Origin of the sequence: Methylibium sp., assembly GCF_013817365.1 — a bacterium.
GTDB lineage: Bacteria > Pseudomonadota > Gammaproteobacteria > Burkholderiales > Burkholderiaceae_C > Methylibium.
In genome coordinates, this window is record NZ_JACDCU010000063.1 from 1 (window position 1) to 12,880 (window position 12,880).

The following is a 12,880-nucleotide window of genomic DNA, read 5'->3' on the forward strand; positions in this document are numbered from 1 at the left end:
CTCACGGCCGAGCTGGTGAACATGATCACGGCGCAGCGCAGCTATCAGGCCAATGCGCAGACGATCAAGACGCAGGATTCGGTGCTGCAGACGCTGGTGAATCTGCGCTGAGTAGCCCTTCAGGGAGCCGACGATGGACCGCATGATTTATCTGTCGATGTCGGGCGCCAAGGCGACCATGCAGCGCCAGGAGGTGCTCGCCAACAACCTCGCCAATGCCTCGACCACCGGCTTTCGCGCCGAGTTGCAGGCCATGCGCGCGGTGCCCGTGCGCGGCGACGGCGCTTCCACCCGCGTGTATGCGCTGGAAACAACCACCGGCTACGACCCCAGCCCGGGGCCCGTCACCAACACCGCCCGGGCGCTCGATGTGGCGATGCAGGGAGATGCCTGGCTGAGCGTGCAGGCGCTCGACGGCACCGAGGCCTACACCCGCATGGGATCGCTGCAGGTCAACGCCGAAGGCACTCTCGTCACCTCGGGCGGCATGACCGTGCTCGGCGATGGCGGGCCGATCGTGCTGCCGCCGAACACGGCGCCAGCCATTGCCAGTGACGGCACGGTCAGCGTGACGCAGCCGGGCGGTGCAGTCGAGCCGATCGGCCGGCTTAAGCTCGTGACGCCTGAGGCGCCGCTCGTGCGCGGCAACGACAGCTTGTTCCGCAATCCCGACGGCGACTTGCCGGCCGACCCGAACGCACGCCTGCAGGATGGCGCGCTCGAAGGCAGCAACGTCAACCCGATCGAGAACATGGTGGCGATGATCGCCGCCGCCCGGCAGTTCGAAGCGCAGATGAAGATGCTGCAGACGGCCGAGACGGACGAGCAGGTCGCCGGCAAGTTGCTCTCGATGAACTGATCCGCGCCGCCGTCCAGAGGGCCAACAGGCCGCAAACTCAGGCCACGCGCGTCACCGACAGCTGTCGACGATGCGGGCGGCACCTCAGCGCCGCCCGCGCCGCATGTCAGCGTGCGGCTGCTGCGTCCGCCTTGGCCTTGGCCTCAGTGGCCTTGGCGTCGGCCATGCAAGTGTCCTTGGCGTTGCCCGACTGGGCGTCGCACTTTTCCTTGGCCACTTCGTAGGCCGTCTCGGCCCTGACTTCAGCGAGTTCGCGTGCGTCTTCGGCTTTGCCGCTGCGCTTGTGCTTCAGCTCGGCTTCGGCCACCTTCTGGCGCGCTTCGGCTTCTTCCTCGCAAACGTCTTCGGCGTTGTCCTTGAGTGCATCGCAGCGCTGCTTGTCGGCCTTGTAACGGGCGTCGATCTCGTCCTTGGCGGTCCCGTACTGTTCGCTGCTCATCGTAGGCGTCGTCTGCGCGCTCGCCGCGAACGGCAGGCCGAGGGCGGCGGAGCACAGGAAAGCGATGAGTACTGATTGGCGTTTCATGGTGGTCTTCTCCAGTGTGTTCGGTGCTCACGCAGAGCATTCGACGTGCCTACTCCTCGCCCGGCGCCGGGAGTGCACGCTGCTCTCGTTGCGCGAGGTCGCGAACAAGGGCTCGAAGACCTTCCTTCTCCCGGCTTCGCATCCCTTCAGCCACCGCCATGATCGGCCGAGAAGGAGCACCCCGCCATGATGCGTTCACTGTGGATATCGAAGACCGGCATGGAGGCCCAGCAGACCCAGCTGGACCATATCTCGAACAACCTGGCCAACAGTGGCACCAACGGCTACAAGCGTTCTCACGCGGTGTTCGAGGACCTGATGTACCAGACGCTGCGCCAGCCCGGCGCGGCCAGCTCCGAGCAGACGCAGCTTCCCACCGGCCTGCAGGTCGGCCTGGGCACGCGCGCCGTGGCGACCTCGCGGCAGTTCAGCCAGGGCTCGCTGCAGCAGACCACCAACACGCTCGACGTGGCCATCAAGGGCCAGGGCTTTTTCCAGGTGCAGATGCCCGACGGCACCACCGGCTACAGCCGCGACGGCGCCTTTCAGGTCGATGCGCAGGGTCAGCTCGTCACCAGCAACGGCTTCGTGATCCAGCCTGGGATCGTGATCCCCGCCAACGCGCAAAGCGTGACCATCGCCGCCGATGGTCAGGTCGGCGTGTCGCTGGCCGGTCAGGCCGCGCCGCAGGTCGCCGGGCAGATCCAGCTTGCCAGCTTCGTCAACCCGGCCGGCCTGGAGCCGCGCGGCCAAAATCTTTATGCCGAAACCGCCGCTTCGGGCACGCCCAACGAGGGCGCGCCGGGCGCCGACGGGCTGGGCTCGCTGGCGCAGGGTTTCGTCGAGACCAGCAACGTCAACGTGGTGGAGGAGCTGGTCGCGATGATTCAGACCCAGCGCGCCTACGAACTCAATTCCAAGGCGATCCAGACGAGCGACCAGATGCTGCAGCGTCTGGCGCAGCTGTGAGCCGGGGGCTCGCGAGCGCACTGCGAGTGCTGCTCGCGGCGCTGCCGCCGCTGCTGCTCGGCGCCTGCTCGGCGCTCGTGCCGAAGGTCGAAGTGGCCGACACCGCGCCGGTGCGCCCGGCGGTGATCGTCGCGCCGCCGATCAACAACGGCGCGATCTTTCAGCCCAGCGCTTACCGCCCCCTCTTCGAGGACCACCGCGCACGGCTGGTCGGCGACACCATCACGGTGCAGATTGTCGAGAAGGTCGCGGCCAGCCAGACCTCGAGCAGCTCGATCGACAAGACCGGCAACGTCAAGGCCGGCATCACCGCGGTGCCCTTCTTCTCGCCCAGTTCCTTTACGCGCGCCGGCGCCAGCGGCAGCTCGAGCAACAGCTTCGAAGGCACCGGCACCACCGAGAGCGCCAACACCTTCACCGGCACCATCACCGCCACCGTGGTGGAGGTGCTGCCCAACGGCCACCTCATCGTCGCCGGTGAGAAGCAGATCGGCGTCAACCACAACGTGGACGTGCTGCGCTTTTCCGGCCAGGTCGACCCGCGCGCCATCCGCCCGGGCAACTCGGTCGCCTCGGCACAGATCGCCAACGTGCGCATCGAGCAGCGCGGCCGCGGGGCGCAGGCCGAAGCGCAGGCAATAGGCTGGCTTGCACGCTTCTTTTTGAGCGTTCTGCCGATCTGATGCTCCTCAGAATGGGTGGCAATCCGCACGGAAAGTCCACCGCCATGAACCGCCACACCCCCCACCGCACCGCGCTTGCCGACCGACTGCTGCGCGCGCTGATCGCGCTGGCCTTCATCGTCGCCAGCGCCGCGCTGTGGTGGCCGCACGAGGCCGGCGCCGCCCGGCTCAAGGAAGTGGCCTCGGTGCAGGGCGTGCGCAGCAACCAGCTGGTGGGTTACGGCCTCGTGGTGGGCCTGGACGGCACCGGCGACCAGACCACGCAAACCCCTTTCACCACGCAAAGCCTGGCGGCCATGCTGCAGCAGCTCGGCGTGACCGTGCCGCCCGGCACGCGCATCCAGCTCAAGAACGTGGCCGCGGTGCTGGTCACCGCCAGCCTGCCGCCGTTCGCGCAGCCGGGGCAGCAGATCGACGTGACCGTGTCGTCGCTCGGCAATGCCAAGAGCCTGCGCGGGGGCACGCTGATCGCCACGCCGCTTCGGGGCGCGGATGGCGAGATCTACGGGCTGGCGCAGGGCAACCTGGTCATCGGCGGCGCGGGTGCATCGGCCGGCGGCTCCAAGGTGCAGGTCAACACGCTCAATGCCGGGCGGGTGCCTTCGGGCGCCACGGTCGAGCGCGCGGTGCCCACGCCACTGGCGCAGGGCGACGCGATCCAGCTCGACCTCAATGCCTTCGATTACTCCACCGCCCGCGAAGTCGCGCGCGTCATCAACACGAAGATGGGGCAGGGCAGCGCGCAAGCGCTCGACGGCCGCACGGTGCGCGTGCTCATGCCGGCCGAGGCGCATGCGCGCGTGGGCTTCATGGCCGACATCGAGAACCTCGAGATCGCGCTCGCCCCGCCGGCCGCGAAGGTGGTCATCAATGCGCGCACCGGCTCGGTGGTGGTGAACCAGGCCGTCACGCTCAGCGCCTGCGCGGTGGCGCACGGCAGCCTCTCGGTGACCATCAGCGCGCAGCCCGTCATCAGCCAGCCCGGCCCGTTGTCCGGCGGCCAGACCGTGGTGGCCGAGCAGGCCGACATCGCCATCCAGCAGCAGGCCGGCTCCTTGATCCAGATGCCTGCCGGCACCCAGCTCACCGACGTGGTGACCGCCCTCAACTCGCTCGGCGCCACGCCGCAGGAGCTGTTGGCGATCCTGCAGGCCATCAAGGCGGCGGGGGCGCTCAACGCCGAGCTCGAGGTCATATGAGAACCGTCGGCCTCGACGCCAATGCTCTTCGCTCGCTTCAAGCCAGCGCCGGCAGCAACCCGCGCGCGGCCATCGCCGAGACGGCCAAGCAGTTCGAATCGCTCTTCATGCAGGAGCTGATGAAGAGCATGCGCCAGGCGACGCTCGCCAGCGGCATGCTGGACAACTCGGGCACGAAGATGGGGACCGAGTTGCTGGACAGTCAGTTGGCGCAGAAGTTGACGGGGTTGCCGGGGGGGCTGAGCGCGATGATTGCGCGGCAGTTGGAGAGGCAGGTGGGGGGTGGTGAGGCCGCTGACCCTCACCCCAGCCCTCTCCCAAAGGGAGAGGGAGTAACGCGGAGTGCACCGCAGGCCCAAGTCTGGAACCGCCTGCCCGGCGCATCTCGCGCCGAGAACTTCATCGCCCGACACAGCGAATCCGCGGAGAAGGCCTCGGCCGACACCGGCATTCCGGCCGCCTTCATCCTGAGCCAGGCCGCACTCGAATCCGGCTGGGGCAAGCGCGACATCCGCCACGCCGACGGCAGCGCCAGCCACAACCTGTTCGGCATCAAGGCCGGTGCCAACTGGAAGGGCGCGGTCGCCGAAGTCACGACCACTGAATACATCGACGGCGAGCCGCGCAAGGTGACCGCGAAGTTCCGCGCCTACGTCTCGCCCGAGGAATCCTTCCGCGACTACGCGCAGCTCATCAAGACCAGCCCGCGCTATGCCGGCGTGGTGGAGCAGGGCGGCAGCGCCCAGGGTTTTGCCACCGGCCTGCAGCGCGCCGGCTATGCCACCGACCCGGCCTACGCCGACAAGCTCGGCCGCGTGATCAACACCACGCTCAGGCTGCAACGAGACCTGACGACGTGAGGCCGCGCATGCACCATCGGGCCGCTCTCACGCACACTGCAAGGAGCCCAGCATGGCCGGCCTGATGTCCCTCGGCACCCGTGCCATGTTCGCCAATTACGCGGCGCTGCAGGCCACAGGCTCCAACATCTCCAACGCCAACACGCCCGGCTATTCGCGCCAGCAGGTGGAGCTTTCCACGGCGGGTGGGCAATACACCGGCGCCGGCTTCTTCGGCAATGGCGCACAGATCGACAGCGTCACGCGCGCCGCCGACTCCTTTCTCACCCGCGCCGCGGCGGCCTCCAAGTCGCAGGCCGCCTTCGACGCCACGCACCTCGAGCAACTCAAGCGCCTGGAGTCGGTGTTCCCGCCCGGCGAGTCGGGCATCGGCTTTGCGGCGGGCCAATTGCTCAACGCCTTCGTCGATGTGGCCAACCGCCCGCAGGACGCCGCCGCGCGCCAGGTCGTGCTCGCCCGCACGGAAGAGCTGACCTCGCGCCTGCGTGCCGCGGGCGGGCAGATCGACACGCTGCAGTCCGGCGTGGCGCAGGATTTCAGGACGTCCATCGCCACGGTCAACACGCTCGCGCAGCGCGTGGCCGACATCAACAAGCAGATCGCCTCCGCGCTCGGCACCGGCCACACGCCCAACGACCTGCTCGACCAACGCGACCAGCTCGTCAGCGAGATCAGCGGCTTCGTGCAGGTCAGCACCATCACGGCCGACGACGGCACGCTCGGCCTCTTCATCGGCGGCGGCCAACGCCTGGTGCTTGGCGGCAGTGCGCTCGAACTCAAGGCCATGCCCGACCTCTACGACCCGGCCAAGGTGCGCCTGGGCGTGCGCGAGGGGGGCGTCGATCGCGGGCTGCCCACTGGCTCGCTCGGCGGCGGCAGTCTCGCCGGCCTGTTGGCGTTTCAGGACGACGACCTCACCGACGCCCAGGGGCTGGTGGGCCGCATGGCCGCGGCGATCGCCGGCAGCCTCAATGAACAGCAGGCGCTCGGTCTCGACCTGCGCCAGCCCGCCGGCAGCGGCGCGCCGCTCATGAACGTGGGTGCGCCGCGCGTGCTGCCCGCTTCAACCAACACCGGTGGCAGCACGGTCGGCGTGCAGGTCACCCACCCGGCGCAACTGCAGGCCAGCGACTACGAACTGCGCGCCGACCCGGCCGCTGCCGGGAGCTATCTGCTTACCCGGCTGTCCGACGGCATGGTGCGCAGCGTCGCCTCGGGCGACACCATCGACGGCTTCGCGATCGACGTGGGCACGCCCGCGCCGGCCGCCGGCGACCGCTTCCTGTTGCAGCCGGTGAGCCGCGCGGCGCAGGGCGCCAGCCGCGCACTCGACGATCCCAAGGGCATCGCCGCCGCCGCGCCGCTCACCGCCACGGCGAATGCGACCAACGAAGGGACTGGCAGCGTGGCGAGCGTCAAGGTCACCAACGCCTGGCCGCTTTCGGCCGCAGGCGACGCCGCCAACACCGGCGGTGCCGCGCTCGCACTGCGCGTCTACGACCGCAACCAGCTGAAGCCGCAGTTGCCGATCAGCCTGAGCTTCGCCGCCTCGGGCAGCGATCTCGCCTACACCTGGAACCAGCCTGGCGCCACGCCCGCTTCGGGTACCGGCATCTGGGACGCGCAGCAGCCGATCCGCATCAACGGCGTGGCCATCGACGTCGCCGGCACGCCGGCTGCAGGCGACAACTTCGACATCGCGGCCATGCCGCAAGCGCCCACCGAAATCAGCTTCTCGCTCGACGCCAGCAACCGCCTGCAATACACGTGGACGCAGGCCGGCGCAACGCCCGCCAGCGGCACGGGCCTGTGGGATTCGAGCGCGCCCGTTCGCCTCAATGGCGCCGATCTGCGCCTGAACGGCGTGCCGCAGCCGGGCGACAGCTTCAGCGTCTCGCCGGCCGCGTTCTCCGCCTCCAACAACGGCAACGCACTCGCATTGCTCGACCTGCGCGACGCCGGCATCGTGGGCGAGCAACGCCTGGCCGACGGCAGCATCTCCGCCGGCGAAAGCATCACCAGCGCCTATGCCAGCGCGCTGGCCGACATCGGCGTGCGCGTGCAGAGCACCAAGGCGTCGAGCAACATTTCGACCGCCGTCGCGGCCAACGCCGACGCTGTAAAGGCGGCGGCAACGGGCGTCAACCTCGACGAAGAGGCGGCCCGGCTCATCCAATACCAGCAGGGCTACCAGGCCGCGGCGAAGATCCTGCAGGTCGCGCAGAGCGTGTTCGACACGCTGCTGTCGGTCACAGGCCGTTGACACCCGACGCACCGAGGACACCCACCATGCGCCTGAGTACAGCCCACACCTATGACGCCGGCATCGACAACCTGCAGCGCCGCCAGCTCGAGCTGGCCGAGCAGCAGATGCAGATGACCAGCGGCAAGCGCGTCAACCGCGCCAGCGACGACCCCACCGCCGCCGCCCGCGCCGAACGCGCCATGGCCCTGGAAGCGCGCAGCGTCGCCAGCCAGCGCGCCGTGGAAGCCAGCCGCAATGCCATGCAGACCGGCGAAAGCGCGCTCGGCGACGCCACCGAACTGCTGCAGCAGGCCCGCGAGACGCTGGTCGCCGCCGGCAACGGCAGCTACAGCGACAGCGAGCGCAGCAGCCTTGTTCAGGCGCTGCGCGGCATCCGCAACCAGCTCTTCGCTGTCGCCAACCGCTCCGACGGCAGCGGTGGCTTCGTCTTCGGCGGTCAGGGTTCGAGCGCGCCGCCCTTCGTGGAGCGGCCGCTGCCCGAGGGCGTGGCCTTCGTCGGCACCGCCGGCCAGACCGTCGTGGCTTCGGGCGAAGCGCTTCCGGTCACGCTGGACGGCGAGGCGGCCTGGCTGCAGGCTCGCACCGGCAACGGCGTGTTCGAGACGCAGGCCACCACGCAGGGCGGCAGCGCCTGGATTGACGCCGGCAATGTGGGCGACCCCGCCGCCGTGAGCGGCAATCCCTACTCGCTGAGCTTCAGCGTCGATGCCGCCGGCGTCGCCACCTACACCGTGCTGCAGGACGGCTTGCCGACGGCGCTGACGAACGTGGCCTACCAGAGCGGCACGGCGATCGAGATCGACGGCCTGTCCTTCAAGATCACCGGCCAGCCGGCCGACGGCGACCAGTTCGACGTCGTGCCTTCCGAGGCCAGCCTCAACGTCTTCAAGATGCTCGATCGCGCCGCCATTGCGCTGGAAACGCTGGGCCTCAATGGCGGCCAGGTCACGCAGGCCGTGACGCTGGGCTTGCGCGACATCGACGCCTCGCTCGGGCGCCTGCAGTCGCAGCGCGCGCTGGCCGGCGAAGCCCTCAACCGCATCGACGGCGTGGAAGACCGCCTGGCCGCCGTGAAACTCGGCGCCAAGGTCGAGCGCTCGTCGGCGGAAGATCTCGACATGGTCGAGGCGATATCGAAATTCCAGCAGCAGCAGACCGGTTACGAAGCCGCGCTCAAGTCGTATTCGATGGTGCAGCGCCTGTCGCTGTTCCAGTACATCAATCCGTGATCCGTGAAGCGTGAACGCCAGGGAGAGTCTTCGTGAGTGACAGCATCCTCAGCCAGGTGGCGCTGAGCTATTCGCCGATGGTCGACCGCCTGCGGGCGGTCACTGCCACGCGGCTGACCGTGTTTCCGCTCGTGCCCGGCGCGCCGCTCGATGCCGGCGCGCTGCTCGCCGAAATCGCCACCGTGTGGCCGCAGGGCGGCGCGCAGGTGTCGCTCAACGTGCTGAGCGAAAGCCTGCTGCAGGATCTGCTGGTGGCCGCGCCGAGCTCCAACGTGATGATCGAGATACCGGCCTTCATGGCGGCCGACGAGAACCACACCGAGGCGATCAAGGTGCTGCACGCCAGCGGCAACACCCTGCTCATCAAGGGCCGGCCGCTGCGCGAACTGCCGCGCGAAGTGCTGCCGTGCTTTCGGCATTCGATCATCGCGCTGGCCGACGACCGCCGTGTCGGCGAATCCAGTTCGCCGGCAGGGGTGAAACGCAACATCGGCTACGTGCAGTCCGGCGTGCGCACCATTGCCGACATGGAAGGCTCCTTCTCGCGCGGCGCCACCGCCGTGCTGGGCTGGCCCATGGACGACGTGTTCGCGCAGGAGGCCGCCAAGAGCGGCGACAAGGGCAAGACCGTCGGCACGGACCTGCAGGTCATCGTCGAGCTGATCCACCGCGTGGACCAGCACGAGCCGATCGAAAAACTCGAAGCCACGCTGCGCCGCGACCCGACGCTGGCCTTCAAGCTCATGCGCTACATCAACTCGCCGGCCTTCGGCCTGTCGGTGGAGATCAGCTCCTTTCGCCACGCCATCATGATGCTCGGCTACAACCGGCTCAAGCGCTGGCTCGCGCTGCTGCTGGCGACCGCCAGCAAGGACGCCAACCTCAAGCCGGTGATGTTCGCTGCCGTGCGCCGCGGCATGCTGATGGAAGAACTGGTGCGCCCGCTCGGCGACGACGAGATGAAGGGCGAGCTTTTCATCTGCGGCGTGTTCTCGCTGCTCGACCGGATGTTCCACCAGTCCTTTGCCGAGCTGCTGAAGACGCTTCCCGTGCCCGAGCGCGTGTACCAGGCGCTGGCCGAAAACAGCGGACCGTATCAGCCCTACTGCGCGCTGGTGCAGGCGGTGGAGGGTGACGAGCTGCAGCCCATCCGCGAGGCCTGCGACAGCCTGATCAGCGGGCCGAAGGAAATCAACCGCGCGCTGTTGCAGGCGCTGGCGACAGCGGCGCAGCTCGATTGAAGCGCCATGGCCGCAAGGCCGCGCCGAGTCCGTAGATGTGGGGCTCCACCGCCCGCGACTGCCCGTCGTACACGAAGGCGAGCCACTGCCGTTTGCGAAGCGCTGTTGCGATGGCCGCTGTCTTCGCATCAGCCCTGATCGCACCGGAGCCGGCGGCACCCATCGAGCCTCAACCCAACAGCCCCGGGTTGAGCTGCCAGAGCGAAAAATTGAGTGCCGACGCAAAGCTGACCCAAGCCAGGTAGGGCAGCAGCAGCGCCCCGGCCAGAGGCCGCACGCGCCAGAAGGCAAGCACCGTACCGAGAATCAGCGCCCAAAGCACGAGGATCTCGGCGAACGCCAGCCCGCCTTCGCGCCAGGCGAAGAAGAGCCAGGTCCACAGCGCGTTCGCGGCGAGCTGAACGAGAAAGAGGACGAGCGCCGTGCGTGCGCCGTCGAAGCCTCGCGCCCGCCACACCAGCCAGGCCGCCACGCCCATCATCAGGTACAGCACGCTCCACACCGGGCCGAACAACCAGGCCGGGGGCGCCCAGGGCGGGCGCTCGAGCTGTTGGTAGAAATCGCCGGCGTTGACCGACGCGAAGCCACCGATCGCCGCCGCCGCGAATGAGAGTGCAATCCAGCCCAGGAGGCCCAGCGCCTGCTTGCGAGTCCGATCCTGCATGCGGCTATTCCTTGTTGTAGCGAGCTTTCACCTTGCCGAGCGAAACCACGACGAGGCCCAGCCCGATGTAGGCAATCAGCAGGCCGAGGGCATTGATCATCGCCTGCCCGTAACCGATGGCGGACACGTCGATGAACGGATACGGATAGCTACCGATCGCCGCCCCCCGAGCGAGCGCGTAAGCCAGATACACCCCCGGATACGCGCTCCACACCAGCGGATCGGTCCAGCGCAGCGCCCCCTTCGGCAGCGCGAACCACCAGTACAGCACGTAACTCGCCGGCACCGCGTAATGCAACAGCACATCGGCGAGCCATTGCAGCCCCTGAGGCGCCCAGATGTGGCGCAGCAGCAGGTGGTAGGCCAGGCCGACGAAGGCGATGCTCGTGGCGACGCCCGCAGCGACCGAAGGGCGTTCGAACAAACGCCCGCCGGCCGATGCACGCGCCAGCAGCGGCAGCGCGAGTGCCAGGCAGACCAGCAGGTTGGTGAGGATCGTGAAGTAGCCGAAGTACGACACGACACCGAAGGCAAGAGACTGCCCGTTCGCCGACGCCAGCCGCAAGGACAGATAGAACTGCAGCAGCACACCGGCCGATGCGACGCCGGCCAAAACTCCCGTCACGAGGCTGCTGGGTTCGTTCCGTCGGTCGGCGGGCTCGCCCGGTGCAGCCGACATGTGGCTAAGGCGCTCGTTGGCCCAGCGCCGCTTCGATCTTCCTGTCGGTCTTGTACTGACTGAGCGCGTACACCGCCCAGATGGCCGCTGGAATCCAACCGATCAATGTGACCTGGAGGATCAGGCAGATGATTCCCGCAATGCGTCGGCCTATCGTGAAGAAGACGACGAAGGGCATGAAGATGGCGAGCAGCAGACGCATTCACAAACTCCGGTTGTTGATCGAAAAATGGGGTCGACCTACTTTTTGGGCATGTCGATGATCCGGGCCGAACCCGCAGCCGGCCTCGCGGGCGAGTTCGCCTTGCGCAGGAAGACCGGCGCGACCCTCCATTGCTGCCCGTTCTCGGTGATGACAGTGACCGACTTGCGGTTGTACTTGGCCACGATGCCCGACAGCAGCGGATGGCCCTCGGGCTGAAACGAGACCTTCTCGCCGATGCTGAACTCGAGCATGTGTGCATGGGCTCGCATCTGAGTGAGGAACTTCAGGCGCTCGACCACACGGTTGTTGAGGTCGATGAGTTCTTTCTCGGTCAGTTTGTCGATGTCGATCGGCATTGCGATGACCTCCGTTCCCGGTACTCGCGTTCAGCGAGCGACGACAAGCAGGGTCTCATTCATCGAGGAACCCGCCCTTGAAAAGACTCCACACCGTCCCGTCATGCAGATAGAAGCAACCATCGGAGCAGAAGTCCTTGCCGGGAAAGAACTCGCGGTAAGCGCGCGGAACAAGGCGAACGAGTTGTTCGTCCGTCAGTTCTTCCAATTGTTCGGGTGTGATGGGGCGACCGACCCGGAGATTTCGTGATTCCATGATGATGAAGAGCCGAGTCGAAAATTACGATGCCGAGGTTCGTAAGTGAGTGGCTGGCCCCGGCGCGCAGCGACAGGTTCGCTCGATGCTCGAGGTCGCTACCCGCCTTCATATCCCCAAACCTTGCCGACCTGCTGATGAGGCAAGCAGTACGAAGCCGATGACGTTGAGCGCACCAGCTCCCCAGAACGCGGACCGAAACGATGCCTTGCTCGACTTGTGACGCAGCATTTGCTGGGCCACGATGGCGCCCGGCGAAGCGCATGGGTATTCTTCTGAGTTGCAAGGGCCGACATCAATCGAGACGCGTTGCCAAGTAATGCGGAGGTTTACGAAGGGTTAAGCATTTGGTGACAGTGAAAGTACTTGACCCGTTCCGAAGGCAAATCCGCCTTGCATTAACTGGAAGCTGCTGCCGACCGGAAAATTGGGAAGCGCTGCTCTGGGAACAAGAAACTGAGCTTCCGCGCCCAGAGCTTCACCGACCATGTGACTCTCCAGTAGAGAGACGCGAACCGAGAAACCCTCTAATCCTGTGACGAAGAGGCAGTGAATTCGTCCGTCTTGCTCTCTCTTTGGCAGCTCGGGCTTCTGCTCTGAATGCAATTTGAGCTCGACGACTACTTGAGGAACAAATGGCAGTGAAGATGAAAAAGTCGGCGGCGCTGGCACCGAGGGTCTGAGTTTCTTGGCGAGGAAGGAGATGATGTTCCCGACAGTCGGAACCCACATGACCATAAGAAGGGTGCCGAGATAGTAGGTCGTTGACTGCGGGGCCGAGAAGCTTCTGAGCAGAGCGCCTGCCACCGCCGTGACGACGAGCGCGACAACAATGAAGAAGCGGCGAGAGGAAATGGTGCTCATGTTCCTTGGAGCAGTATGCGTTGC

General features: G+C 67.0%; 16 protein-coding genes. 9 read left to right on the forward strand and 7 right to left on the reverse strand.

The genetic code is table 11. The features are described from left to right. Positions 1-111 (forward strand): flagellar basal body rod C-terminal domain-containing protein (locus H0W38_RS06230; protein WP_292452214.1); only part of this gene is annotated, 111 nt, incomplete at its 5' end. Between the two features lie 22 nt (positions 112-133). Continuing rightward, positions 134-859, forward strand: coding sequence for a flagellar basal-body rod protein FlgF (gene flgF / locus H0W38_RS06235; protein ID WP_292452183.1), 726 nt, complete (start codon positions 134-136; stop codon positions 857-859). Positions 860-965: 106 nt separating this feature from the next. Here the strand turns inward: flgF and H0W38_RS06240 are convergent, their stop codons facing one another. Further along, positions 966-1,385 carry a hypothetical protein gene (locus H0W38_RS06240; protein WP_292452185.1) on the reverse strand — a complete coding sequence of 140 codons (420 nt, stop codon included), beginning with the start codon at positions 1,383-1,385 and terminating at the stop codon, positions 966-968. 186 nt (positions 1,386-1,571) lie between these two features. Here H0W38_RS06240 and flgG point away from each other — a divergent pair, with 186 nt between their 5' ends. Genes flgG through H0W38_RS06275 form a run of 7 tightly spaced genes read left to right on the forward strand, consistent with a single transcriptional unit; the run spans position 1,572 to position 9,832 of the window. Next, positions 1,572-2,354 carry a flagellar basal-body rod protein FlgG gene (flgG, locus tag H0W38_RS06245; protein ID WP_292452187.1) on the forward strand — a complete coding sequence of 261 codons (783 nt, stop codon included), beginning with the start codon at positions 1,572-1,574 and terminating at the stop codon, positions 2,352-2,354. Continuing rightward, positions 2,351-3,037, forward strand: coding sequence for a flagellar basal body L-ring protein FlgH (locus H0W38_RS06250; protein WP_292452189.1), 687 nt, complete (start codon positions 2,351-2,353; stop codon positions 3,035-3,037). Before flgG ends, H0W38_RS06250 begins: the two co-directional genes overlap by 4 nt. A gap of 44 nt (positions 3,038-3,081) precedes the next feature. Continuing rightward, complete coding sequence (locus tag H0W38_RS06255) at positions 3,082-4,236, forward strand: flagellar basal body P-ring protein FlgI (protein ID WP_292452191.1); 1,155 nt, start codon at positions 3,082-3,084, stop codon at positions 4,234-4,236. Beyond that, a complete protein-coding gene (gene flgJ, locus H0W38_RS06260; protein WP_292452193.1) occupies positions 4,233-5,096 on the forward strand; it encodes a flagellar assembly peptidoglycan hydrolase FlgJ in 864 nt (287 codons plus the stop codon). The genes H0W38_RS06255 and flgJ overlap by 4 nt, the downstream gene beginning before the upstream one ends. 52 nt (positions 5,097-5,148) lie before the next feature. After that, positions 5,149-7,359 (forward strand): flagellar hook-associated protein FlgK, encoded by a 2,211-nt coding sequence (flgK, locus tag H0W38_RS06265; protein WP_292452196.1) that lies wholly within the window; start codon positions 5,149-5,151, stop codon positions 7,357-7,359. A gap of 26 nt (positions 7,360-7,385) precedes the next feature. After that, complete coding sequence (flgL, locus tag H0W38_RS06270; protein ID WP_292452198.1) at positions 7,386-8,591, forward strand: flagellar hook-associated protein FlgL; 1,206 nt, start codon at positions 7,386-7,388, stop codon at positions 8,589-8,591. A gap of 32 nt (positions 8,592-8,623) precedes the next feature. Further along, entirely contained in the window at positions 8,624-9,832 is a 1,209-nt protein-coding gene (locus tag H0W38_RS06275) for an EAL and HDOD domain-containing protein (RefSeq protein WP_292452200.1), read from the forward strand. A gap of 169 nt (positions 9,833-10,001) precedes the next feature. Here the strand turns inward: H0W38_RS06275 and H0W38_RS06280 are convergent, their stop codons facing one another. The 6 genes from H0W38_RS06280 to H0W38_RS06305 form a co-directional block, all read right to left on the reverse strand. Beyond that, complete coding sequence (locus tag H0W38_RS06280; protein WP_292452202.1) at positions 10,002-10,496, reverse strand: TspO/MBR family protein; 495 nt, start codon at positions 10,494-10,496, stop codon at positions 10,002-10,004. 4 nt (positions 10,497-10,500) lie between these two features. Next, positions 10,501-11,121 (reverse strand): Pr6Pr family membrane protein, encoded by a 621-nt coding sequence (locus H0W38_RS06285; protein WP_292452204.1) that lies wholly within the window; start codon positions 11,119-11,121, stop codon positions 10,501-10,503. Positions 11,122-11,179: 58 nt separating this feature from the next. Next, on the reverse strand, positions 11,180-11,377 hold the full coding sequence (locus H0W38_RS06290) for a YqaE/Pmp3 family membrane protein (RefSeq protein WP_292452206.1): 198 nt from the start codon (positions 11,375-11,377) through the stop codon (positions 11,180-11,182). A 38-nt stretch (positions 11,378-11,415) separates the two neighbouring features. After that, positions 11,416-11,736 carry a hypothetical protein gene (locus H0W38_RS06295; RefSeq protein WP_292452208.1) on the reverse strand — a complete coding sequence of 107 codons (321 nt, stop codon included), beginning with the start codon at positions 11,734-11,736 and terminating at the stop codon, positions 11,416-11,418. A gap of 55 nt (positions 11,737-11,791) precedes the next feature. After that, positions 11,792-11,944 (reverse strand): hypothetical protein, encoded by a 153-nt coding sequence (locus tag H0W38_RS06300; RefSeq protein WP_292452210.1) that lies wholly within the window; start codon positions 11,942-11,944, stop codon positions 11,792-11,794. 387 nt (positions 11,945-12,331) lie between these two features. After that, the coding region (locus tag H0W38_RS06305; protein ID WP_292452212.1) for a hypothetical protein at positions 12,332-12,880 on the reverse strand (549 nt) is incomplete at its 5' end.